The organism is Streptomyces sp. NPDC048415 (assembly GCF_040651675.1).
GTDB lineage: Bacteria > Actinomycetota > Actinomycetes > Streptomycetales > Streptomycetaceae > Streptomyces.
The window spans coordinates 92110-116833 of record NZ_JBEZKJ010000019.1; the positions used below are offsets into that span (position 1 = coordinate 92110).

Consider the following 24724-nt stretch of genomic DNA (forward strand, 5'->3'; position numbering starts at 1 on the left):
CCCGACCGCGCGCCATCCTCTCGGACACGGTCAAGAGCCCTCAGGTCATATGCCTCATGCGACAGCCTCGCACGCAAACGGTCGCGGCGCTGCGATTCGGCACACTGAATCTTGGTTTCAGCGAGGTCGCGGAAACATCACAACTGCCTCTATGACCCCACGAGTTGACCGCCCGTGGTACGCCGGGCGGCGAGCGCCCCGCACCGGACGGCGCGCGCCCGGGGGCCGACGTGGGGGCCGACGCATGCCGGCGTCCACGGTCGGCGCCCGGGAGCTGCCCCTCGCGGGTACCGGGAAGTCACCACCCCGTCGGGCGGCACTGCTGCTGCTAGCGCTTGGCGACGAACACATGGGAGGCGACGTCCGCCTCCAGCTCCGCGGCCTCGCCGCCGCTGCCCACGAGAACCCCGCCGGCGGACTCGGTCACGCTCACCACGGAGCCGGGCTGCACGCCCGCCCGCCGCAGCGTGTACATCAGCTGCGCGTCCGTCTGAATCGGCTCACCGATACGTCGTACGACCACGGTCTTGCCGTCCAGGCCCGGGTCGAGCTCGGCCAGCGACACCATGCCCTCGTCCAGGAACGGGTCGGCGCCGTCCTTCTCGCCGAGCTCCTCCAGACCCGGGATCGGATTGCCGTACGGCGACTCGGTCGGGTGGCGCAGCAGCTCGAGGACGCGCCGCTCCACCGCCTCACTCATCACGTGCTCCCAGCGACACGCCTCGGCGTGCACCTGCTCCCACTCCAGACCGATCACGTCGACGAGCAGGCACTCCGCGAGGCGGTGCTTGCGCATGACACGGGTGGCCAGCCGCCGCCCCTCCTCGGTGAGCTCCAGATGCCGGTCGCTGGCGACCGCCACCAGGCCGTCGCGCTCCATCCGCGCCACCGTCTGGCTGACCGTCGGGCCGCTCTGGTCCAGCCGCTCCGCGATCCGGGCGCGCATGGGGACCACGCCTTCCTCCTCCAGCTCGAGGATGGTGCGGAGATACATCTCCGTGGTGTCGATCAGTCCGGACATACGTGCCCCTCGATTAGCTCTGCCGGAGACTCGATGGCCCACCGGCGTGTGCGCTGGCCCTGAACTCAATTCTGACGCATACCACTGACAACCGTGCCTCGCCGTTGAAACCACGCGGTTACGCGTGCCTCTGCAGCCATACGGGCACGGGGGCCGCCCGGGGCGGATGCGACACGGCGCTCCGTCCCCGGTGTCGTACCCACAGACCGTATTGACAGGGTGCTGGTCCAGACCGCAACGTGATCCGCGACACGACGCCCACCCGACGCCGACGAGACTTCTAAGGGGCTTCGCCGATGAGCGACAGCAAGCTGGCCGGGCAGTTCTTCGACGCCGCGATCGGCCTGCTGCAGCGGGTGCGGGACGAGGACGCCGGGGACATCGAGGCCGCCGGGACCCTGATCGCCGACACCGTCGCCGACGGCGGGCGGCTTTTCGCCTTCGGCGCCGGACACTCCTCGCTCGCCGCGCAGGACATCGTCTACCGCGCGGGCGGCCTCGCCCTGATGAACCTGCTCGCCGTACCGGGAGTCGTGGGCGTCGACGTCATGCCCGCGACACTCGGCTCCGCCCTTGAGCGGGTCGACGGCCTCGCCAGTGCCGTCCTGGACTCCAGCCCGCTCCGCTCCGGCGACCTCCTCGTGATCATCTCGCTCTCCGGACGCAACGCGCTGCCCGTGGAGATGGCCATGCACGCCCGCGCGCTGGGCGTGCAGGTCATCGGCGTCACCTCGGTCGCCTACGCCACGGAGACGAAGTCCCGGCACGTCTCGGGAACGTATCTGAAGGACCACTGCGACATCGTCCTCGACTCGAAGATCGCGGTCGGCGACGCGGAACTCACCATGGACGCGATCGAGGCCCCCTTCGCCCCCGCCTCCACGGTCGTCACCACGGCCCTCCTCCAGGCCGTCATGGCCACGGCCGCGGGCACCCTGGCCGACCGGGGCATCGAGCCCCCGCTCCTGCGCTCGGGCAACGTCGACGGCGGCCACGACTGGAACGGCCGCGTCATGACGGAGTACGGGGACCGGATCTTCTACCGGCGCTGAGCACGCCCTCGAATGGCCCCTACGGACGGTTCAGCAGACCGTCCAGGTCCAGTGCCATCGCGATCCGTACGGCCACGTCCTCCGCGTACGTCGCGTCCGCGCGCTCGAACTGGCTGCGTCCGGGCCCCCGCAGGAACGTCACGACGCCCAGCGTGCGCCCTCGGCTGCGCAGCACGGCGCACAGGGCGTGCACCGAGTCCGGCGGCCACTGGCGTGCGACGGCCCACTCGCGTGCCTGCTCGGAGCCGGCGGCTCCCGCGCTGGCCCGTACGGATCCGGCGCGCTCCACGCACTGCAGCGCGGGATGCCCGTCCCCGTAGCGCACGGGCAGCCCCGCCTTTCCGGTGAGCAGGCTCGGTCCCGGCGCCCCCGAGGGCGTGGCGGCGGCCCGTACGAGCCGTACGGGCCCCTCGCCGTCCCGCACCGGACCTCCGGCCACGCGGTCGATCAGCGCGTGGTCGGCGAAACCGGCGAGCGAGAAGTCGAGGTGGACGGTGGCGGCCTCGCCCGGGTCCTCGCACTCGGCCGCAGCGCGCGCCGCCCGGTGCAACTGGTTCGCCCGGAAACGCAGCAGTGCCGCCTCCTGCTCGGTCTGCTTGGCCTCCGTCACGTCCTGGAAGAGCCACCCGACACCGAGGGGCACGGGTTCCTCGGCGAGCGGGGAGGCCAGGCGCAGGAAGCCGCTGCGCCAGCACCGCCGGTTCTCACCCTCCGGCGTCCGCACGCCCACCCACATCTCGGCCGGCGCGGGCGGCGCGCCCTCGGCCAGCACATGCGTGAGCGCGCCCTCCAGCTCCTCGACGCCCTGGGACAGCAACTCGCCGAGGGGCCGGCCGAGCACGGACGTACGCCCGGTGCCCAGCGCCTGAGCCGCGTGCGCGTTGACGACGGCGGGCCGTAGATCGGCGTCCACCAGTACGACACCCCAGCTGGCGTCCTCGAACAGCGCCTCGCTCAGCGCGATGGACCGCTCCAGATCGATCTGCGCGTGCACCTCGCTGAAGGCGCAGTACACCCCGGCGGGCTTGCCGTCCGGACCGCGTACGGCGGCGGACTGGGTGCGTACGAGCACGCGCCCGCCGTCCTTGGTCAGCAGGGCGAACTCGTGCACCTGCCGTCCGGGCGCCTGCATGGCTGACAGCAGCCGCCCCTGGACCTCCTCGGCGTCCGCGGTCCGCACGGCCCACCCGGCGAACCCGCGCCGCCCCACGGCCTCGGCCGCGGTCCAGCCGAGAATGCGCTCGGCCTCCCGATTCCAATGGGTCACGACCCCATCGGCGTCGAAGGCACACAGCGCCGCGTCCATTCCGTCCAACAGCGCGGCAAGCAGATCGGAACCATCCGGCTCGGGCTCATCCGGCCCCAGCTCATCGGTGGTCCCACTACGCCGGGAAGCACTCACCTGGACCCCCTGCAGGCTGCGTCCGCACGTACGGCGCGACAGTTCGCTCACTCGCCATCATTCAACTCGAACGTGACCCAGCCCACACCATCTTCCCCAAAGATTGGACGAAATCGTTGTACGCCGGATTCCCGTCCCGCCCGTCCCGCCCGTCCCGCCCGCCCGCCCGCCCGCCCGCCCCGGACGGAACTCATGCCGTCAACATCTCGAAAAACCGGTTGAAGGACGGAGAGCCGGTTCCTAAAGTGGCTGTTACTTCGGAAAGGAGGTGGTTCGGCAGATGTATGCAAACCGGACGGAAGAGGTGACTGCGGGCTAGTCGTCCGCCGTCAGACTCGGTTCGGCGCCGGACCAGCGCGTGTGTTGTGCGCGCAGCCGGCCTAATCCAACGCAGTCACCCGACCCGCGAGCTCGCCGGTGCGTCCGGCCGGCTTCTCCGCCGTCAGGCGGAGGGACCTGAGCTCGCGGGTCGCCGCGTTTCCGGAGTGGCGGCGGGTGAGGTGGGCCACACCTGGATCAGCTGCCCCGCAGTACTCTTGGGCCATGCTTCCGATGCTCGTTCGACGCCGCCACGTGGACTTCGTGCGCGTCACGAGCATGGGCTGTCGGCGCTCTGCCTGACCCAGCCCCCTCTGCGCACAGCCTCCTTTCTTCCACTTGGCACCCGTGGCCCCCGCCCCATCCCTGGCGGCTGCCCGGGCACCCGTACACCCTGCGGACGCACCCCATGACGACGAACACGTCTTCTCAGTACCAGCAGCTTCCGATCATTGATCTCTCCGCCGCCGATCGCGGACCGCAGGCGCGTGCGCTGCTGCACGCGCAGTTGCACAGTGCCGCCCATGACGTGGGGTTCTTCCAGCTCGTCGGGCACGGGGTGACTGAGGAGGAGACGGGTGCGCTGCTTCGTGCCATGCACCGGTTCTTCGCGCTTCCCGAGGCCGACCGGCTCGCGATCGACAACGTGAACTCGCCGCACTTCAGGGGGTACACACGTACGGGAGACGAGCGGACGGGCGGCAGCCGGGACTGGCGGGATCAGCTGGACATAGGCGCTGAGCGGGCTGCGCGGACACCGGGGGCGGGTGAGCCGGCGTACTGGTGGCTGGAGGGGCCCAATCAGTGGCCGGTTGCCCTGCCGGAGCTGCGAAAGGCCGCGTTGACCTGGATCGAGCGGCTCAGTTCCGTCGCCGCGCGGCTGCTGCACGAGCTGCTGGCCGCCATCGGGGCGCCCGCCGGCTTCTACGAGCCGATCTTCGGGGACCGGGCGCATCCGCATCTGAAGCTGGTGCGGTATCCGGGCAGCGCGGGTGACGGCGCCGACCAGGGCGTCGGCGCGCACAAGGACTACGGGTTCCTGACACTGCTGCTGCAGGACCAGGTCGGGGGGCTTCAGGTGCAGCGGGAGGACGGGCTGTTCCATGACGTTCCGCCGCTGCCGGGGGCCTTCGTCGTCAACCTGGGCGAGCTGCTCGAGGTGGCCACCAACGGGTACCTGGTTGCCACGAATCACCGGGTGGTGAGCCCGGCCGGTGCCACCGAACGGTTCTCGGTGCCGTTCTTCTACAACCCCCGGCTGGACGCCCGCGTCGCGCCGCTGCCCTTCCCGCACGCGTCCGCCGCGCCCGGGGTGACGACGGATCCAGCGAATCCGCTCTTCGCCGAGTACGGCTTCAATGAGCTGAAGGGCAAGCTGCGCGCGCACCCGCTGGTCGCCGCCCGTCATCACGCGGAGCTGCTGACGCCCGCGTGATGACCGGCGTGCGGCGGGGCGGGTCTCAGTGGGCGATGTGCGCGTAGCCCTCAATCTCCTGGGGGCTGCGCGAGCCGGGGCCCACATAGCGCGCGGAGGGGCGTACGAGGCGGCCGGTGCGCTTCTGCTCCAGGATGTGCGCCGACCACCCGGCGGTACGGGCGCAGGTGAACATCGAGGTGAACATGTGCGCCGGGACCTCGGCGAAGTCGAGGACGATGGCGGCCCAGAACTCGACGTTGGTGGCGAGGACCCGGTCCGGGCGGCGCGCGTGCAGCTCGGCGAGGGCGGCCTTCTCCAGGGCCTCGGCGATCTCGAAGCGGGGGGCGCCGAGGTCGCGGGCGGTGCGGCGGAGGACCCGCGCGCGCGGGTCCTCGGCCCGGTACACGCGGTGGCCGAAGCCCATCAGGCGTTCGCCCTTGTCGAGGGCCTGCTTGACGTAGGCCTCGGCGTCTCCGGTGCGTTCGATCTCCTCGATCATGCCGAGGACGCGAGAGGGGGCGCCGCCGTGCAGCGGGCCGGACATGGCTCCCACGGCACCGGAGAGAGCGGCGGCGACGTCCGCGCCGGTGGAGGCGATCACGCGGGCCGTGAAGGTGGAGGCGTTCATGCCGTGCTCGGCCGCCGACGTCCAGTAGGCGTCCACGGCCGCCACGTGCTTGGGGTCGGGCTCGCCGCGCCAGCGGATCATGAACCGTTCGACGACGGAGTGCGCCTTGTCGATCTCACTCTGCGGAACCATGGGCAGGCCCTGGCCGCGGGCGGACTGGGCGACGTAGGAGAGGGCCATGACGGCGGCGCGGGCGAGGTCCTGGCGGGCCCGCTTCTCGTCGATGTCGAGGAGGGGTTTGAGGCCCCAGACGGGTGCGAGCATGGCGAGCGCGGACTGGACGTCGACGCGGATGTCGCCGGAGTGCACGGGGATCGGGAACGGCTCGGCGGGCGGCAGGCCGGGGTTGAAGGCGCCGTCGACGAGGAGTCCCCAGACGTTTCCGAAGGAGACGTGGCCGACCAGGTCCTCGATGTCGACGCCCCGGTACCGGAGTGCGCCGCCCTCCTTGTCCGGTTCGGCGATCTCCGTCTCGAACGCGATGACTCCTTCGAGTCCGGGTACGAAGTCGGACATCAGGCGGCTCCTCGTGATGTGTGCGACAGATGGTGTTGTGGGGGTGTACATGACGTACGGGGTGTACGCGTGTTCGTGACCATGTGTCAGGCAGGGGTGACGGTCGATGGTCGTTCGTCCGCCGGTCCGGTTCCGCGGCCGTTGTCGAAGACTCTCTGAAGACTCCGAAGCGAAAAGCTCTCCGAAGCTCGTCGAAGAGCCCTCGCCGACTCGCGGTCCGAAGCGGTCACCCCGGTGATGCCCCGTGCGGTCGGTAGTCATCCCCACCGGAACGGCAGCAGCACGATATCTCTGAGTGCCACGCTTGGGGAGGGGACGCGGCACTCAGTGCCATGCAGTGATGAAGCACACTCCCCGCCGGATGCGGGCGTGGATACGGCAAGATGACCGCGTGAACGATCGTTTCCCGGACGAATCCGCCGCCGAGCCCCTCATCCAGCACGCGGCCGCGGCCGCCGAGGCCGCCCACGAGGAACTGGCCGCCGACCCCGCCGCGATGCGGGCGCACTATCGTGCCGAGGGCCTCGGTGAGAACGATCTCGCCGCGCACCCCATGGAGCAGTTCTCCCGCTGGTTCAAGCAGGCCGCGCAGGCAGCGGTGCACGGCTTCGTGCACGAGCCGAACGCGATGGTCGTCTCCACGGCGGACGCCGAGGGCCGGCCCAGCTCCCGCACGGTGCTGCTCAAGCAGTACGACGAGCAGGGCTTCGTCTTCTACACCAACTACGACTCCCGCAAGTCCCGCGAGCTGGCCGAGAACCCGTACATCTCGCTGCTCTTTCCGTGGCATCCGATGGCCCGGCAGGTCATCGTCACCGGGACGGCGCGGCGCACCGGCCGCGACGAGACGGCCGCCTACTTCCGCACCCGCCCGCACGGCTCCCAGCTCGGCGCCTGGGCCAGCGCGCAGTCCTCGGTCATCTTCTCCCGCGCGGAACTGGACGCCTCCTACGCGGAGTTGAGCGCCCGTTATCCGGAGGGCGGGCAGGTTCCGGTGCCGCCGAACTGGGGCGGTTTCCGTATCGCCCCGCGGACGGTCGAGTTCTGGCAGGGCCGCGAGAACCGGCTCCACGACCGGCTCCGGTACGTGGCCGAGCCCGACGGCAGCTGGAGGGTGGAGCGGCTCAGCCCCTGAGAGCGGCTCAGCCCCTGAGCCGGCCCGGCCCGGTCAGAGCTTGCCCCGGACGAATGCCGTGCGGTGCCCGCCGAGGACGCGGGATATCTCGGCGCGGAACTCGGGGGTGAACTCCGGCCAGTTCCAGAACTCCCGCCCGAGGTGCCCGAACGCGAAGTAGTCGTCGGCCCAGATCCAGTCGGTGAGGGGGACGGGCTGCGCGCAGGCGGGGCAGTCGGCGGTGGCGGCGCCGGTCTCGTGCCAGGTGTCCATGGCGGCGGCGAATCGGGGCCATGCGTCGTCGTCCCCCGCCGTGAGACCGGGCGCGTCCGCAGTGTCCTGGCCCTCATCCGCCGCCGTGTCACCCGGCGCGTCCGCCGTGTCCTGGCCCTCGTCCACCGCCGTGTCACCCGGCGCGTCCGCCGTGTCCTGGCCCTCGTCCACCGCCGTGTCACCCGGCGCGTCCGCGGTGTCCTGGCCCGCCTCGTCCCACTCGTACGCACCCTCGCCCAGCGGTGTCGTGGTCTCGCAGAGTGGGCACGTGACCGACTCCGGTCCGCCCTGGCCGCCGTCGAAGATCCCGCGCTCGGTGTGCACGGCCAGTCCGTCCCAGGGGTCCTGGTCCGCGTCTGCGGCCGCCACCGCCCGCTGCCAGTTCGGCCCGGGCTCATGGCCGAGCGGCGCTCCGAGGACGCAGTCGGTGCGCTCGGCCAGCACGATGCCCTCGGTCACCAGCCACTCGACCACGCGCGCCCCGAGCTGCGGCGCCTCGTCGGCCTTGGCATCCAGGTCGATGATGGTCTGGAAGTGGTCCCCCATCGCGCTGCTCCCCCCGTGTTCATCCGCTGTCCGTCAGCCGTCTGTCAGCGGATTCCCACACTACGACCGACCACTGACAACGCCCTCAGCCCAGCGCCTCCTCCAGCAGCACGCCCCACTGCGCCACCACCCTCTCCCGCCGCACCCCGTCATCGGTGAGCAGGTTGGCCAGGCCCAGTCCCCGTGCCATGTCGAGGAGACCCTGCACGGTCTCCCGTACCCCGGGCCGGGACTCGTCCGCGCCCAGCAGGTCGACGGCGATGCGATGGGTCTCGCGGCCGACGCGGGCCTCGAGTTCGGTGACGCGGGGCCGCAGGTGTGCCTCGTTGGAGGCGGCGACCCAGAGGTGGAGGGCGGCGCGGAAGAGGGGGCCGGTGTAGAGGTCGACGAGGGCGGCGACGACGACACGGCGATCGGCGGGGCCGTCGGGGAAGAGGGCGCGCAGGGCGGTCGAGCGTTCCTCGGCGACGTACTCGACGGCGGCGGTGAACAGGTCCTCGCGGGTGGGGAAGTGGTGCTGCGCGGCGCCCCGGGAGACACCGGCGCGTTCGGCGACGACGGAGACCGTTGAGCCCGCCCAGCCGTGTTCGGCGAGACAGGCCACGGCGGCTGCCAGGAGCCGCTGCCGGGTGGCCCGGCTGCGGTCCTGTTTGGGGACGTGCGGAAGACGCGCGGCGTGTTCCGTCGTGCTCACACCACCCATGGGGGATCCCATCGTTCGAGGAAGGCCGTCATCCCCTCGCGGGCCTGTGCGGAGGAGAACAGTCGGGCCGAGAGGGCGGTCAGGTCGGCCGCGTCCCGGTCGAAGGCCTCCAGCACCTTAGCCGTGAGCAGCTCCTTCGTCGCGGCGAGGCCTTGAGGGGAGGCCCGGCGCAGGCCGTCGAGGACGGGTGCGAGTACGTCGTCGACGTCGTCGCCGGTGGCCGTCAGGAGTCCGGTGCGGACGGCCTCGGCGGCGTCGAAGCGTTCGCCGGTGAGGTAGTAACGGGCGAGCGCGCGGGGGTCGGTACGGGGTAGCAGGGGGAGGGAGATCACGGCGGGGGCGACGCCGATGCGTACCTCCGTGAAGGCGAAGCTCGCTGCGCCGCCGGCCACCGCGATGTCGCAGGCCCCGAGCAGGCCGAGTCCGCCCGCCCGCACATGGCCGGTCACCCGGGCCACCACGGGTTTGGGCAGCTCGACGATCTGCCGCAGCAGCGCGACGAGGGCGTCCGGACGCGGCGGCTCGCGCAGGTCGGCGCCCGCGCAGAACGTGTTCCCGGTGTGGGTGAGGACGATCGCGCGTACGTCGCTGTCCTTGCCGCATCGGGTGAGCGCGTCCGCGAGTTCGCCGACCAGCGTGGCGGACAGGGCGTTGCGGTTGTCCGGCGAGTCGAGGGTGAGAGTGGTGACGGCGCGCTCGTCGGCCACCCGCACAACGCTCACGCGAGGCCTCGCAGTTCCCGGCGCAGGATCTTGCCCGAGGCGGCCCTGGGGATCGTCTGGATGAAGCTGACTTGGCGGACCCTCTTGTAGGGGGCGACGCGTTCGGCGACGTGCATCATGACCTCTCCTTCGGAGAGGTCGGTGGCGGACGGCTGGCGGACCACGAAGGCATGCGGGACTTCGTTGTTGTCGTCGTTGTAGACGCCGATGACGGCGGCGTCGGCGATACCGGGATGGGTGAGCAGGAGCGCTTCGAGTTCGGCGGGGGCGACCTGGAAGCCCTTGTACTTGATGAGTTCCTTGACGCGGTCGACGATGAACAGCCAGCCGTCGGAGTCCACGTAACCGACGTCTCCGGTGTGCAGCCAGCCGGCGGGGTCGATCATCGCGGCGGTGTCGTCGGGGCGGCCGAGGTAGCCCTTCATGACCTGCGGGCCCCGGATGACGATCTCGCCGGCCTCACCGATGCCCAGGTCCTTGTCGGGGTCGTCGAGGGAGACGACACGCATCTCGGTGCCGGCGATGAGCCTGCCGACCGTACCGGGGGGTGCTTCCGGGGTGTCCAGGGGCACCAGGTGGGTGCAGGGGGAGAGTTCGGTCATGCCGTAGCCCTGGCCGATGGGCGGCAGTCCGAGCCGCCGCGAGCAGGCCTGCGCCAGTTGGGCGTCCAAGGGGGCGGCGGAGGAAATGACGTGCTTCAGGGACGACAGGTCGTACTGGGCGACCGCCGGGTGTTTGGCGAGGGCGAGGACGATCGGCGGCGCCACGAACAGCACGTTGATGCGGTGCTTCTCGATGGCGGCGAGGAATGTCTCCAGGTCGAAGCGGGGCAGCACGACGACGGTGGCTCCCTGCCGCAGCGGGGCGTTCATCAGGGCCGTCAGCCCGTAGATGTGGAAGAACGGCAGTACGGCGAGGACACGGTCGCCGGCGCCCAGCGGCATGGACGGCGCGAGCTGAGCCAGGTTGGTGGCTATGGACCGGTGGGTCAGCATCACGCCCTTGGGGACGCCGGTCGTGCCCGAGGAGTACGGGAGGGCGGCGATGTCTGCCACGGGGTCGATGGCGATCCGCGGTTCGGGCGCGGTGCTGGCGAGCAGGTCGATCAGCGAGCGGTGGCCGGGGGCCTCGTCGCAGACGAAGATCTCCCGTACGCCGCCGACGAGTTCGGCGGCGGCGCGGGCGGTGTCCAGGAGGGGCGACACGGTGACGATCCAGCGGGCCGCGCTGTCCCGCAGCTGTTTGGCGAACTCCTGCGGTGTGGCCAGCGGATGGACGGTCGTGACCGACGCCCCCGCGCGCGTGGCGGCGTAGAAGGCCGTCGGGAAGGCGATGGTGTTCGGGCTGTGCAGGGCCAGTACGTCGCCCTTGCGGACGCCCGCGTCGGCGAACGCGGCGGCCAGCCGGCGGTGGAAGAAGTCCAGTTGGCCGTAGGTGAGCGTGGTCCCGTCGACGCCGTCGACGAGCGCGGGTGTCTCGCCGCGCTCGGCGGCACGCCCGAGGACGGCGTCGTGGATGGGTTCCTCGACGGCCGGGACATCTGCGTACGCGCTGCGGAACACGGTTCCTCCTGGAGCGGCTCGCCAAGGTCGCTCAGTACGACTTGGGCAGACCGAGAGTCTGGTGGGAGACGTAGTTGAGAATCATCTCCCTGCTGACCGGTGCGATACGAGACACACGCGAGGCCGTAATCAGTGAGGCGAGGCCGAACTCGCGGGTGAGGCCGTTGCCGCCGAGGGTGTGAACGGCCTGGTCGACGGCCTTCACGCAGGCTTCGGCGGCCGCGTACTTGGCCATGTTGGCGGCCTCCCCGGCCGCCATGTCGTCTCCGGAGTCGTACAGGAAGGCGGCCTTCTGCATCATCAGGCGGGCGAGTTCGAGCTCGATGTGGGACTGGGCCAGGGGGTGCGCGACGGCCTGGTGGGCGCCGATGGGCTCCTTCCAGACGGTGCGTTCACGGGCGTACTCGACGGCCCTGGAGAGCGCGTAGCGGCCCATGCCGATCGCGAACGCGGCGGTCATGACGCGCTCGGGGTTGAGCCCGGCGAACAGTTGCAGCAGTCCCGCGTCCTCGTCGCCGACGAGCGCGTCGGCGGGCAGCCGGACGTCGTCGAGGGTCAGCTCGAACTGCTTCTCCGCGCCGTGGAGTTCCATGTCGATGCGGCGCCGCTCGAAGCCGTCGGCATCGCGCGGGACGATGAACAGGCAGGGCTTAAGGCGGCCGGTCCTCGCGTCCTGCGTGCGGCCCACGATGAGCGTCGCGTCGGCGATGTCGACACCGGAGATGAACACCTTGCGGCCGGTGAGGACCCAGTCGACGCCGTCCCGGCGGGCGGTGGTGGTGATCCGGTGCGAGTTGGAGCCCGCGTCGGGTTCGGTGATGCCGAAGGCCATGGTGCGGGTGCCGTCGGCGAGTCCGGGCAGCCACTGCCGCTTCTGCGCCTCGGTACCGAAGCGGGCGATGACGGTGCCGCAGATCGCGGGCGATACGACCAGCATCAGCAGCGGACAGCCTGCCGCGCCCAACTCCTCCAGGACGATGGAGAGTTCGGCTATGCCGCCACCTCCGCCGCCGTATGCCTCCGGCAGGTTGACGCCGAGGTAGCCGAGCTTGGCCGCCTCCGCCCACAGCTCGTCGGGGTGACCTCCCTCGGCGACGACCCGGGTGAGGTAGTCGCGGCCGTAGCGCTTGCCGAGGGCGGCCACGGCCGCCCGGATGGCCTTGTGCTCTTCGCTCTCGATTACGGGGCTCATGGGGTCTCCTGGAGAGTGCGGCTTCCATATGGCTTGTCGCGCAGTTCCCCGCACCCCTTACGGGGCGCTCTCCTTACCGGCGTGTTGTACGACTGCCAGCAGAGCGCCCACCTCGACCTGTTGGCCAGGGGACGCGTGAAGGGCACTCACGGTGCCTGAGACGGGCGCGGAGATCTTGTGTTCCATCTTCATCGCCTCCAGCCACAGCAGGGGCTCTCCGGCCCGTACGGCGGTTCCCGCGGCCAGTCCCTCGGCGATCCGGACGACCGTGCCGGGCATGGGAGCCAGCAGGGAGCCGGGAGCCCGCTGGGCGGCGGGGTCGGGGAAGCGGGGCAGGGCGGTGAGGGCGGTGGCGTTCACGAACACCTGGTCGCCGTGGCGCGCGACCTCGAAGTTGCGTCGCATGCCGCCCACTTCGAGGACGACGTGATCGGCGTCGGCGCGCACCACACGCACGCCTTCTGCCGTCAGGCCCTCGCGGGTGTGGTGGTAGCGGACCTCGTGCTCGGTGCCGTGCACCAGATAGCGCTTGGTCTGCGGCTGCGAGGTGAGGTTGCGCCAGCCGCCGAACCGGGAGCGTCCCTGCGCGTCGGCGAGGGCGGCGGCCAAGGGTACGTACGGGTCCGGGGCGGGCTCGGTCAGCCCGGCCAGGTGGCGGTCGTAGAAGCCGGTGTCCATGCGGGCGTCGGTGAACTCCCGGTGCCGCAGGGACCGTACGAGAAGGTCCCGGTTGGTGACCGGGCCGTGGATGGTCGCCCGCTCCAGGGCGCCGGCGAGTTTCCGCAGGGCCTGCGCGCGCGTGGGGGCGTGGGCGACGGCCTTGGCGAGCATCGGGTCGTAATGGATGCCGATGGTGTCGCCGTCGGTGTGGCCGGTGTCCAGGCGGACGCCGTCCGGGACGGTGAGGCGGTGCAGGGTGCCGGTCTGCGGGGCCCACGCGCGCGCGGGGTCCTCCGCGTACAGGCGGGCCTCGATGGCGTGCCCGCGCGCGCGTGGAGGTTCGTTTTCGAGCGCCGCGCCCTCGGCGACCTGGATCTGCAGCGCCACGAGGTCGATGCCGAAGACCGCCTCCGTGACGGGGTGTTCGACCTGAAGGCGGGTGTTCATCTCCAGGAAGTGCGCCCTGCCGTCCGCGACGAGGAACTCGACCGTGCCCGCGCCCACGTAGTCGACGGCACGTGCGGCGCGTACGGCCAGCTCGTGGAGCTCTTGCGTGAGCCCGTGCGTGAGCCCGGGCGCCGGCGCCTCCTCGATGACCTTCTGGTGGCGCCGCTGGAGGGAACAGTCGCGCGTGCCGAGCGCCCACACGGTGCCGTGTGTGTCCGCGAGGATCTGCACCTCGACGTGCCGGCCGCCCTCCACGTAGGGCTCGACGAAGACCTCCCCGTCGCCGAAGGCGCTCGCCGCCTCCGCGCGTGCTCCCGTCAGCGCGTCCTCCAGCTCGTCGAGCCGGCGCACGACCCGCATTCCGCGCCCCCCGCCACCCGCCGCCGCCTTCACCAGGACCGGCAGGTCGGCCTCCGCGACCTCGTGCAGGGGCTCGACGCCCATCAGTTCCTTGGCGCGCGTCTTGGAGGCCATCGCCTCGATCGCCTCGGGCGGCGGCCCGATCCAGACGAGGCCCGCGTCGCGGACGGCCCGCGCGAAGTCGGCGTTCTCGGAGAGGAACCCGTACCCGGGGTGCACGGCGTCCGCGCCCGCGTTCAGGGCCGCCTTCACGATCAGATCGCCGCGCAGATACGTCTCCGCCGACGCCGCGCCCGGCAGCCGTACCGCCGCGTCGGCCACGCGCGCGTGGAGGGCGTTTTCGTCGGCGTCGGAGTGCACGGCGACCGTCCGGATCCCCAACTCACCGCACGTACGGAAGATCCGGCAGGCGATCTCGCCCCGGTTGGCGACCAGCAGACTCGAAATGCTCGACATCAAGGGATCCCTCACATCCGGAAGACGCCGAAGCCACCGCGCGCGCCCTCGTAGGGCGCCGTGTGGATGGCGGACAGGCACAGGCCGAGGACGGTGCGGGTGTCGCGGGGATCGATGACCCCGTCGTCGTACAGCCGCCCGGACAGGAACATCGGCAGCGACTCGGACTCGATCTGCTGCTCCACCATGGCGCGAAGCGCCGCATCCGCGTCCTCGTCGTAGGGCTGCCCCTTCGCGGCGGCCGACTGCCGGGCGACGATCGAGAGGACGCCGGCGAGCTGCTGGGGGCCCATGACGGCCGACTTGGCGCTGGGCCAGGCGAACAGGAAGCGCGGGTCGTAGGCGCGCCCGCACATGCCGTAGTGACCGGCTCCGTAGGAGGCGCCCATGAGCACCGAGAGATGCGGGACCCGTGAGTTGCTCACCGCGTTGATCATCATGGCGCCGTGCTTGATGATGCCGCCTTGCTCATATTCCTTGCCGACCATGTAGCCGGTGGTGTTGTGCAGGAAGAGCAGCGGGATGTCGCGTTGGTTGGCGAGCTGGATGAACTGGGCGGCCTTCTGGGACTCTGCGCTGAAGAGCACGCCCTGGGCGTTGGCGAGGATGCCGACGGGATAGCCGTGCAGTGCCGCCCAGCCGGTCGTCAGGCTCGTCCCGTAGAGGGGCTTGAACTCGTCGAAGTCCGAGGCGTCGACGATGCGGGCGATGACCTCGCGCGGGTCGAAGGGATGCCTGAGGTCGCCCGGGACGATCCCCAGGAGTTCGTCCTCGTCGTGCTTGGGAGGGATCGCCGGGCCCGGATCCCCGTACGCCTTGCGGTGGTTGAGTCGGGTGACCACGCGCCGGGCCTGCCGGAGCGCGTCCCGCTCGTCGACGGCGAAGTAGTCCGCGAGGCCCGACACGCGCGCGTGCATCTCGGCGCCGCCCAGGGACTCGTCGTCGCTCTCCTCGCCGGTGGCCATCTTCACCAGCGGCGGCCCGCCCAGGAAGACCTTGGCCCGCTCCTTGACCATGATCACGTGGTCGGACATGCCGGGGATGTACGCGCCTCCGGCGGTGGAGTTCCCGAAGACGACGGCGACCGTCGGGATGCCGGCCGCCGACAACCTGGTGAGGTCGCGGAAAATCGCTCCCCCGGGGATGAAGATTTCCTTCTGGGAGGGCAGATCGGCGCCGCCCGACTCGACGAGGCTGATGCAGGGCAGCCGGTTGGCGAGGGCGATGTCATTGGCCCGCAGCGCCTTTTTCAGGCTCCAGGGGTTGCTGGCGCCGCCGCGCACGGTCGGGTCGTTCGCCGTGATCAGGCACTCCACGCCCTCGACGACACCGATGCCGGTGACAAGCGAGGCGCCGACGGCGTAGTCGCTGCCCCAGGCGGCGAGCGGCGACAGCTCCAGGAAGGGCGTGTCCGGGTCGAGCAGCAGCTCGACCCGCTCCCGGGCGAGCAGCTTGCCGCGCTTTCGGTGCCGGGCGAGGTACTTCTCGCCGCCGCCCGCGAGCGCCTTGGCGTGCTCGGCGTCCAGTTCGGCGAGCTTGCCGAGCATGGCCTCGCGGTGGGCGGCGTACTCGGGGCTCTTCGTGTCGAGCGCGGAGGAGAGGACGGTCACAGGAGGGCCTCCGGAATGTCCAGGTGGCGGGAGCGGAGCCATTCGCCGAGCGCCTTGGCCTGCGGGTCGAAACGGTGCTGGGCGGCGACGCCCTCGCCGAGGATTCCCTCGACGACGAAGTTGAGGGCGCGGAGGTTGGGCAGTAGGTGGCGTACGACGGTCAAGCCGGCGGTTTCCGGGAGAAGTCCCCGGAACCGGTCCACGGTCAGGGTGTGCGCGAGCCACCGCCAGCCGTCGTCCCTGCGGGCCCAGACACCGACGTTCGCGTTCCCGCCCTTGTCGCCGCTGCGGGCACCGGCGACGAGGCCGAGGGGGGCGCGGCGGGTCGGTCCCGGCGGCGACGGCTCCGGCGGTGACGGTTCTTCCACCGGCTCCAGTACGCGAGTGTCGTGGGCCGGAGCCACCGGAAGCCGTCGCCCGTCGTGGAGAACGGCCATATGGTCCACGGCGCCATGGGGGACGTACACATCCTCGAAGACTCCATAAGGCGCGCCCGTCCCAGGTGGCGCCATCACATGGAATCCGGGGTAGCTCGCGAGCGCCAGCTCTACGGCGGCTCCACTCAGCGCGCGGCCCACCGCGCCCTGGTCCGGGTCCCGTACGACGAGGCGGAGCAGCGCGCTCGCGGTCTCCTCGGTGGGGGCGTCGGGGTGGTCGGTGCGGGTCAGGTCCCAGCGGACGTCGGCCGGGCGGGACTTGGCGGCGTCGAGCGCGGCCTCCATCTGGGCGCGTACGAGGTCGGCCTTGCGCTCGATGTCGAGCCCCGTCAGGACGAACACCACTTCGTTGCGGAAGCCGCCGAGCCGGTTGCGCCCGACCTTGAGGGTGGGCGGCGGGGCCTCGCCGCGCACCCCCTCGATGCGGACGCGGTCCGGGCCGTCCTGGGTGAGCCGGACGCTGTCCAGCCGGGCGGTGACGTCCGGGCCCGCATACCGGGCGCCCTGCGTCTCGTACAGGAGTTGCTCGGTGACCGTGCCGACGTCGACGAGGCCGCCGGTGCCGTCGTGCTTGGTGATGACGCTCGTGCCGTCCTCGTGGAGTTCGGCGAGCGGGAAGCCGGGGTGGCGCAGCCGTGCCGGGTCGTGGTCGGCGAAGAAGGCGTAGTTGCCGCCGGTGGCCTGGGTGCCGCACTCCAGAACGTGCCCGGCGACGACGGCGCCCGCGAGCCGGTCGTAGTCGTGCGGCCCCCAGCCGAAGTGGGCGGCGGCGGGGCCGGTGACCAGCGCGGCGTCGGTGACGCGCCCGGTGACGACGATGTCCGCGCCCTCGCGCAGACACGCGGCGATACCGGCGCCGCCGAGGTAGGCGTGCGCGGCGAGGCTCCGCGGGTACCGCGCGGTGAGGTCGTCGCCCTCGACGTGCGCGACGCGCGCCGGGACGCCGAGGCGGTCGGCCAGCTCCCGTACGGCTTCGGCGAGTCCGGCGGGGTTGAGGCCGCCCGCGTTGGCGACGACGCGTACGCCGCGCTCGTGCGCGAGGCCGAGGCACTCCTCCAGTTGGCCCAGGAAGGTCTTGGCGTACCCGCGCCTCGGGTCCTTCAGCCGGTCCCGGCCCAGGATGAGCATCGTCAACTCGGCGAGATAGTCGCCGGTGACGACGTCCAGCGGGCCGCCGGTGAGCATCTCGCGCAGGGCGTCGAAGCGGTCGCCGTAGAAACCGGAGGCGTTGCCGATGCGGAGCGGTCGCGCGGCGCTCACCTCACCTCCCCCTTCGGCGCCCGCCCGCTGCCGGGAGGCCCCGCGAAGGCCTGGGCGATGTCCAGCCACCGGTCGGCGTCGGGGCCCTCGGCCCGTACGGCGAGGTCGGCGCGGTGCGCCCGCTGGGTGACCAACAGGCAGAAGTCGAGGGCGGGGCCGGTGACGCGCTGGGCGGCGCCTTCCGGGCCGTACGTCCACAACTCGCCCGAGGGGGCGATGAGTTCCACCCGGAACTCCTCGCCGGGCGCGGTGAGCCCCCGTACCCCGAATGCGAAGTCCCGGGCCCGCACCCCGATGCGCACCACATGCTTGAGCCGGTCCGTGGGTGCGCGCACCATATGCAACGCGTCGGCCACGTCCTGGCCATGGGCCCAGGTCTCCATAAGACGGCCGGTGGCCATAGAGGCGGCCGACATGGGCGGCCCATACCAGGGAAACCGCGTTCTTGGGGGTGCCGCGCGCAGGGCCTCCTCCAGCGCGGTGCGCCCCGCCCGCCACTCGGCGAGCAGCCGGGCGGGCGGCAGCGCGGCCCCCTCCTCGGCGCCCTCGTCCACGAAACCGTCGGGCGACGCGAGCGCCTTCTCGACCTCCTTCGCGAAGGCCTCGGCGTCGGTGACGGCGAGCAGCGCGGAGCGGTCGGTCCAGGCGAGATGCGCGATCTGGTGGGCGACGGTCCACCCCGGGGCGGGCGTACCGAGGGCCCACCGCTCCTCCCCCAACTCCCCCACCAGCCGGTCGAGTTCCTCGCTCTCCCGGTGCAGATCGTCGATCACGGAGCTCACGGAGATCCCAGCCGACGCGTCGGACACGATGCGCTCCCCTCGGGGCCACGACGTTGTGTGTCCCGGAGCATGGCAGCGACGGGGTAAACAAGCAAGCGTGCTTGCATTAATTGGCTTGGATGGAGGGTGGGATACGCCCGTAGGGATACGCCCGTGGGCTACAACACGGGCAACGCACCGCCGGTGACACTGCGCCGACGGACATCGCGCTGGAGCCACGCGGTGAGGCTCCACGCATCGGACTACACGGGCCGGCTCCGCCAGGGCATTCGCGGGCGGCCCTCCCGGTAGGGCTTCACGAACCGGAGTCCGCGAGCCGGACCTGGCGCAACGCACACCGCGAGCCGGAGCTCGCCGACAGGACTGCATAAGGCAAGCCCTCCCGGGCAGGGCTTCGCGAGCCGGACCTCGCGCGACGCACACCGCGTACCGGCCCTCGCGGACGCACACCGCGAGCCGCGGCTCGCCGACAGGACTGCACGACGCAAGCCCTCGCCGGCAGGGATTGGCAAGCCGGACCTCGCGGGCGCACACCGCGAACCGGACCCCGGCGCGACGCACACCGCGTGCCGGACCTCGCCGGCAGAACTGCACAAGGCAAGCCTCGCGGGCAGGGCTTCGCGAGCCGGGGCTGGGGGGCCGGGCTCACGTCCGGTGGGTTGAGTCGGGGTGGCTCAGCCGGCTACGCGGTCGGCTCCTCCAGGCCCCTGGCCTTGCCGCGGCCCACCTGGGTCCGTACCGCGCCCATGCTCGCGGCGATGACCAGGGCGATGGCCACGGCCTCGGTGGCGGAGAGGGACTGGTTCAGGACGAGGAAGCCCGCGGTGGCGGCGACGGCCGGTTCGAGGCTCATGAGGATGGCGAAGGTGGAGGCGGGCAGGCGGCGCAGGGCGAGCAGTTCGAGGGTGTAGGGGAGGACGGAGGAGAGGACGGCCACCGCGGCGCCCAGCGCGACCGTGGTGGGAACCAGGAGTTTCGAACCGGACTCGATGATCCCCAGGGGCAGGAACGCCACCGCCGCGACCACCATCGCGAGGGCGAGGCCGTCGGCCTGGGGGAAGCGTCGGCCCGTACGAGCGCTGAAGATGATGTACGCCGCCCACATGGCACCTGCCCCCAGGGCAAACGCGACACCGATGGGGTCGAGGCTGCTGAAGCCTCCGCCGCCGAGCAGGAAGACGCCGCCGAGGGCGAGGCCCGCCCACACGAGGTTCACTGCGCGGCGGGAGGCGAACACGGAGAGGGCGAGCGGGCCGAGCACCTCGAGGGTGACGGCTGTGCCCAGCGGGATCCGGGCGACCGCCTGGTAGAAGAGCCCGTTCATCGCGGCCATCGTGATGCCGAAGACCACGACGGTTCCCCAGTCGGCGCGCGAGTGCCCCCGCAGCTTGGGCCGGCAGACCGCGAGCAGCACGATCGCGGCCACCAGCAGCCGCAGCGTCACGACGCCGAGGGCACCGGCCCGCGGCATCAGGCTCACCGCGAGGGCGCCGCCGAACTGCACGGAGACACCCCCGGCGAGCACCAGGCCCACGGGTCCAAGCGCGCCCCGTCTGCGCGCGCCGCCCGCCGTCGGCACGCCCACCGCGGGGGCGGGTTCCGTCGCGGGGGCGGCCGGGGCCGGGGAGGACGGGGCGGCGCTGGGCGTGTTCACGGGGCCTTCCAGGGATCGACTCGGATTCGTTCATCGTGCTGCACTCGCCAGTCCAGAGTAATGGACTCGGTCAGGCGTGTGAACCCGTTATGGAGCTGTCTGTGAGGCAGGACCGGGAGAGGGGCGTCAGGCGCCGGGCCAGGGCACCTTGTCCCGGAAGAGCGGACGGCCGTCGGAAAGGTGGTCGGGGACAGTGCCGACGATGCGCTCCTGGGGCGCGCGCGGGGTTATCCGGGGGCGCCGTCCGTCGCCGTCAGCGGCGCGCCATGTACAGGTCCAGGGCCTTGTGCAGCAGCCGGTTGAGGGGAAAGTCCCACTCACCCAGGTACTCGACCGCCTCGCCACCCGAGCCCGCCTTGAAACGCAGCAGGCCCAGGAGGTGGTTGGACTCCTCCAGCGTGTCGGTGATGCCGCGGAAGTCGTATACGCCGGCGCCCATTTCGTGGGCGTCGGTCATCATGCGCCACTGGATGGCGTTGTTGGGCTGGACCTCGCGCTTGCGGCTGGTGGAGGCGCCGTAGGAGTACCAGACGTGGGTGCCGACGGTCAGCATGGTGGCCGCGGCAAGGACGTCGCCGTCGTGGTGGGCGAGGTAGAGCCGCATACGGTCCGGGTCCTCGGCCGTGAGCGCGGTCCACATGCGCTGGAAGTAGGGCAGGGGGCGGGGGATGAAGCGGTCCCGTTCGGCCGTCTCCGCGTACAGCTCGTAGAAGGCGGGCAGGTCGTCGTAGCCGCCCCGCACCACCTTCACGCCGGCCTTGTCGGCCTTCTTGATGTTGCGCCGCCACTGTTGGTTGAGGCCGCGGTGGATCTCCTCCAGCGAGCGTCCGGCGAAGGGCACTTGGAAGACGTAGGGCGGCTGTCCGGCCGCGAAGCCCTCCTCGCCGCCCGGCTCGGTCCGCTGCCAGCCCATGCGGCGCAGTCGGTCGGCGACCTCGACGGCCCCCGGCTCGTCCGTCGTCGCCGTCACGTCGCCCAGCCGCCGCGCCGCCGGATCGGCGATCGCCGCCTTCACCGCGTCCGCGCTCCATCGGCGTGCGACCACGGGCGGCCCCATCTTCACCGAGAACGCGCCGCGCGCCTTCAGGTAGGCGAGCATCGGTTCGAGCCAGCGTTCGGCGAGGTCGGCCGCATGCCAGTCGATGACCGGTCCCTCGGGCAGATACGCGAGATACCGCTTCACCTTCGGCAGCGGGCGCAGCAGCGCCAGCCCGGCTCCGACGAGCCGACCGCCTCCGGAGGCGCCGGCCTCCGCGCCCTCGTCGAACCACCCCAGGCTCTCCGCGCGCCAGTCCGGCTTCACGTCGCCCCACGACGGCACCTGCATATGGCTGGCCGAGGGCCGCGTCCTGACGAAGGCCAGGTGCTGCTCACGGGTGATCGCCTGAAGACGGAGACTCATACGCGCTGCTCCTCGGGGTCCGTGGTCCTCGACTCGGTGGATCCGCCAGCGTACTTACGGGAGACCGTCCACCGGCCCGTCCCCCGCCGACCTCGCCACCCCGTCCGCCAGCACCTCCGCCAAATGCCGCCCCCGGCGTCCCGCCAGCTGCTCCAGCTGCGTGCGGCAGGAGAAGCCGTCCGCGAGGATGACCGTGTCGTCCGAGGCGGCTCGTACCGCTGGGAGAAGTTGCTCTTCCGCGCAGGCCACCGACACCTCGTAGTGCCCCTTCTCGAAGCCGAAGTTGCCGGCCAGGCCGCAGCAGCCGCCTGTGAGGGTGCCGGTCAGGCCCGCCGCCTCGCGCAGGCGGCGTTCGGAGGTGTCGCCGAGGACCGCGTGCTGGTGGCAGTGGGTCTGGCCGACGGCCGGGCGGTCCAGGCGGGGCGGTGTCCAGTGCGGGGCGTGCCGTTCGAGGGCCTGGGCGAACGTCAGCACCGCCGCCGCGAGACGTGCCGCGCGCGGGTCGTCGGGCAGCAGCTCCGGGAGGTCCGTGCGCAGGGCGGCGGCGCAGCTCGGTTCCAGGACGACGACCGGGATGCCGTCCATGTCGAGGTAGGGCTCCATCAGGTCCAGGGTGCGGCGCAGCACGGCGCGGGCGCGGGCGAGCTGGCCGGTCGAGACGTACGTCAGTCCGCAGCAGACGCGGTGACGACGCTGTGGAAGGAGGTGGCCCAGGCCGATGGGACCCTCGGTGACGCCGTCCCCGACCGGCCCGTACCGCATCCGCCGAGTCGGCGGCAGCAGCACCGACAGCCCGGCCGCCTCCAGGACCCGTACGGCCGCTCGCCCCACGGACGGTGAGAGGTGCTCGGTGAAGGTGTCCGGCCACAGCACGACGGTGTCCCCGCCGAACCCGGGAAACCGCTCTCCCGTCTGCCCGCGCACGAACGCCCGCGCCCGGTCCCGGAACCTCCGCGACCACCACCGGCTGAACGTCTCCCGCGCCACCCGCGGAATATCCCGCTCGGGCGCGATCCCGCCCAGCCGCTTGGCGAGGCCGGCCAAGGGCCCGATGGCGGCAAGGGAGTTGACGAGCCGCGCCGAGCGGGTCCGGGTCACAGCGGCCAGCCACACCGGCAGCCACCCCATCGCGTAGTGCGCGGCCGGGCGCCGCCGCCCCTCGTAGTGGTGGTGGAGGAACTCCGCCTTGTACGTGGCCATGTCGACGCCGACCGGGCAGTCGGACTTGCATCCCTTGCAGGACAGGCACAGGTCGAGCGCGTCGCGGACCTCCGTGGAGCGCCATCCGTCGGTCACGATCTCGCCCGCGAGCATCTCGTGCAGCAGCCGCGCCCGCCCGCGCGTGGAGTGCTCCTCCGCGCCGGTCGCCCGGAAGGACGGGCACATGACGCCCGTCGACGTCACCTCTGTCGTACGGCACTTGGCGACGCCCACACACCTGCGCACGGCCGCCGAGAAGTCCCCGCCGTCCGCCGGATATCCGAACACCACGTCCACCGGCTTCCGTGGCAGCACCGCGAACCGCAGGTTCTCGTCCAGCCGGTGCGGTCGTACGAGCATGCCCGGGTTGAGCAGGTCGTTCGGGTCCCACAGGTCCTTGGCCCGCTCGAAGAGGCCGATCATCTCCTGCCCGTACATCCTGGGCAGCAGCTCGGCCCGCGCCTGCCCGTCGCCGTGCTCGCCGGACAGGGAGCCGCCGTGCGAGACGACCACTTCCGCCAGCTCCTCCGAGAAGCGCCGGAAGCGGGCCACACCCCCGGGGCTGATCAGGTCGAAGTCGATGCGGACGTGGATGCAGCCGTCGCCGAAGTGCCCGTACGGCGTGCCGCGCAGCTGATGGGCCGCCAACAGGCTCCGGAAGTCCCGGAGATACGCCCCGAGCCGGGCCGGCGGCACCGCGCAGTCCTCCCAGCCGGGCCAGGCCTCGGTGCCGTCCGGCATCCGGGTCGCCGTACCGCTCGCGTCCTCGCGGACGCGCCACAGGGCGCGCTGCCCGGCCGGGTCGGTGACCACGACGGCGTCCGTCACGTCCGCCGCGCGCACGATCGCGTCCGCACGCGCGCGTGCCTCCGCCTCGGACGCGCCGCCCGTCTCCACGAACAGCCAGGCCCCGCCCCGCGGCAGCCCCGCGCGGGCCGGCACCAGATCCGCGGCCATCCCCTCCACCGTCAGTGGCCCGTGCGGCAGCAGCCCCGCGGCCGCCTCCGCCGCCGCGCTCTCGTCCGGGTACGCCAGCACGGCCAGCGCCCGCGCGGGCGGCGCCTCGACCAGTCGTACGACCGCCTCGGTCAGCACCCCCCAGGTGCCCTCGGAGCCGCAGAAGGAGCGGGCGACATCCGCGCCCCGCTCCGGGAGGAGGGCGTCGAGCGCGTACCCGGAGATACGGCGCGGCAGGTCCGGGAAGCCGGTCCGCAGGCGCGCCAACTCGCCCTCCACCAAAGCCCGGAGGCCCTCCGGTGCGCCCGCCCAGTCCCGGCCGAGGCGGGCGGGGGCGCCCTGAGCCGTGACCACGCTCAGCTCGCGCACGCTGTCCGCCGTCGTGCCCCAGGCCACCGAGTGGGCCCCGCACGAGTTGTTGCCGATCATCCCGCCGAGGGTGCAGCGGCTGTGGGTCGAGGGGTCGGGGCCGAAGCGCAGGCCGTGCGGGGCGGCGGCGTCCTGGAGGCGGTCGAGGACGACACCGGGCTGCACCACGGCCGTACGGGCCTGGGGGTCAAGGGAGACGATCCGGTTCATATGGCGGGTGAAGTCCAGGACGATGCCCGTGCCGGTGGCCTGCCCGGCGATCGACGTGCCGCCGCCCCGCGCCACTACCGGCACGCCCCGGGCGCGGCACACGGCGAGGGCCGCCGCCACGTCTTCGGTGTCGCGCGGGGAGACCACGCCGAGCGGCACGCGCCGGTAGTTGGACGCGTCCATGGTGGTCAGCGCCCGCGCGGTGGTGTCGAAGGCGACCTCGCCGCGGACCGCCTTCTCCAGCGCGGCCCGCAGTCCGCGGTCGGCCGCCGGCGCCGGTGTGCCCTGCTGCCCGAGATCCGTCATGTCCCCAGGATGCGGGCACCGCGCGAGAGGCCGCGCCCTCACCCGTACGAGCGTTTCCCCGAGATCGACCTGGCGATCCCCCTTTCAGCCCGTCCGGCGTTTGAGGACGAGCGCGAAGCGCGACAAGGGGGGTCTGGGGGCGCAGCCC

The 24724-nt window shown here is 71.9% G+C and carries 18 protein-coding genes; 3 read left to right on the plus strand and 15 right to left on the minus strand.

Annotated elements, in window-relative coordinates:
* Positions 1–328: 328 nt before the first annotated feature.
* Complete coding sequence (locus tag AB0D27_RS15815; protein ID WP_327429616.1) at positions 329–1021, minus strand: metal-dependent transcriptional regulator; 693 nt, start codon at positions 1019–1021, stop codon at positions 329–331.
* Positions 1022–1317: 296 nt separating this feature from the next.
* On the opposite strand from AB0D27_RS15815, the gene AB0D27_RS15820 reads away from it, so the two are divergent.
* Positions 1318–2073 carry an SIS domain-containing protein gene (locus AB0D27_RS15820; RefSeq protein WP_362507898.1) on the plus strand — a complete coding sequence of 252 codons (756 nt, stop codon included), beginning with the start codon at positions 1318–1320 and terminating at the stop codon, positions 2071–2073.
* 19 nt (positions 2074–2092) lie between these two features.
* On the opposite strand, the gene AB0D27_RS15825 is transcribed toward AB0D27_RS15820, so the two are convergent.
* Positions 2093–3475: a PAS domain-containing protein gene (locus tag AB0D27_RS15825; protein WP_362507901.1), complete on the minus strand. Its 1383-nt coding sequence runs from the start codon at positions 3473–3475 to the stop codon at positions 2093–2095.
* 727 nt (positions 3476–4202) lie between these two features.
* On the opposite strand from AB0D27_RS15825, the gene AB0D27_RS15830 reads away from it, so the two are divergent.
* A complete protein-coding gene (locus tag AB0D27_RS15830; RefSeq protein WP_362507903.1) occupies positions 4203–5228 on the plus strand; it encodes a 2-oxoglutarate and iron-dependent oxygenase domain-containing protein in 1026 nt (341 codons plus the stop codon).
* Positions 5229–5253: 25 nt separating this feature from the next.
* Here the strand turns inward: AB0D27_RS15830 and AB0D27_RS15835 are convergent, their stop codons facing one another.
* Complete coding sequence (locus tag AB0D27_RS15835; protein WP_362507906.1) at positions 5254–6354, minus strand: citrate synthase 2; 1101 nt, start codon at positions 6352–6354, stop codon at positions 5254–5256.
* A 496-nt stretch (positions 6355–6850) separates the two neighbouring features.
* Between AB0D27_RS15835 and pdxH the strand changes: the two genes are divergently transcribed.
* On the plus strand, positions 6851–7489 hold the full coding sequence (pdxH, locus tag AB0D27_RS15840) for a pyridoxamine 5'-phosphate oxidase (protein ID WP_362507951.1): 639 nt from the start codon (positions 6851–6853) through the stop codon (positions 7487–7489).
* Positions 7490–7522: 33 nt separating this feature from the next.
* Here the strand turns inward: pdxH and AB0D27_RS15845 are convergent, their stop codons facing one another.
* From AB0D27_RS15845 to AB0D27_RS15900, 12 genes are all read right to left on the minus strand, one after another.
* Positions 7523–8287, minus strand: a complete 765-nt coding sequence (locus AB0D27_RS15845; protein ID WP_362507909.1) for a hypothetical protein — start codon at positions 8285–8287, stop codon at positions 7523–7525.
* Between the two features lie 85 nt (positions 8288–8372).
* Complete coding sequence (locus tag AB0D27_RS15850) at positions 8373–8990, minus strand: TetR/AcrR family transcriptional regulator (protein ID WP_362507911.1); 618 nt, start codon at positions 8988–8990, stop codon at positions 8373–8375.
* Entirely contained in the window at positions 8978–9712 is a 735-nt protein-coding gene (locus tag AB0D27_RS15855; protein ID WP_362507914.1) for an enoyl-CoA hydratase family protein, read from the minus strand. Before AB0D27_RS15855 ends, AB0D27_RS15850 begins: the two co-directional genes overlap by 13 nt.
* Positions 9709–11274: a 4-coumarate--CoA ligase family protein gene (locus AB0D27_RS15860; protein ID WP_362507917.1), complete on the minus strand. Its 1566-nt coding sequence runs from the start codon at positions 11272–11274 to the stop codon at positions 9709–9711. Before AB0D27_RS15860 ends, AB0D27_RS15855 begins: the two co-directional genes overlap by 4 nt.
* 31 nt (positions 11275–11305) lie before the next feature.
* Positions 11306–12466 (minus strand): acyl-CoA dehydrogenase family protein, encoded by a 1161-nt coding sequence (locus tag AB0D27_RS15865; protein ID WP_362507920.1) that lies wholly within the window; start codon positions 12464–12466, stop codon positions 11306–11308.
* A 57-nt stretch (positions 12467–12523) separates the two neighbouring features.
* A complete protein-coding gene (locus AB0D27_RS15870) occupies positions 12524–14389 on the minus strand; it encodes a biotin carboxylase N-terminal domain-containing protein (RefSeq protein WP_362507923.1) in 1866 nt (621 codons plus the stop codon).
* A gap of 11 nt (positions 14390–14400) precedes the next feature.
* Positions 14401–15999: a carboxyl transferase domain-containing protein gene (locus tag AB0D27_RS15875; protein WP_362507926.1), complete on the minus strand. Its 1599-nt coding sequence runs from the start codon at positions 15997–15999 to the stop codon at positions 14401–14403.
* Complete coding sequence (locus AB0D27_RS15880; protein WP_362507929.1) at positions 15996–17696, minus strand: acyclic terpene utilization AtuA family protein; 1701 nt, start codon at positions 17694–17696, stop codon at positions 15996–15998. Before AB0D27_RS15880 ends, AB0D27_RS15875 begins: the two co-directional genes overlap by 4 nt.
* A complete protein-coding gene (locus AB0D27_RS15885; RefSeq protein WP_362507932.1) occupies positions 17693–18505 on the minus strand; it encodes a TIGR03084 family metal-binding protein in 813 nt (270 codons plus the stop codon). The genes AB0D27_RS15880 and AB0D27_RS15885 overlap by 4 nt, the downstream gene beginning before the upstream one ends.
* A 655-nt stretch (positions 18506–19160) precedes the next feature.
* Complete coding sequence (locus AB0D27_RS15890; protein ID WP_362507935.1) at positions 19161–20132, minus strand: EamA family transporter; 972 nt, start codon at positions 20130–20132, stop codon at positions 19161–19163.
* A 253-nt stretch (positions 20133–20385) separates the two neighbouring features.
* On the minus strand, positions 20386–21534 hold the full coding sequence (locus tag AB0D27_RS15895) for a peptidoglycan bridge formation glycyltransferase FemA/FemB family protein (protein ID WP_362507938.1): 1149 nt from the start codon (positions 21532–21534) through the stop codon (positions 20386–20388).
* Between the two features lie 54 nt (positions 21535–21588).
* A complete protein-coding gene (locus AB0D27_RS15900) occupies positions 21589–24576 on the minus strand; it encodes an FAD-binding and (Fe-S)-binding domain-containing protein (protein ID WP_362507941.1) in 2988 nt (995 codons plus the stop codon).
* Between the last annotated feature and the right edge of the window lie 148 nt (positions 24577–24724).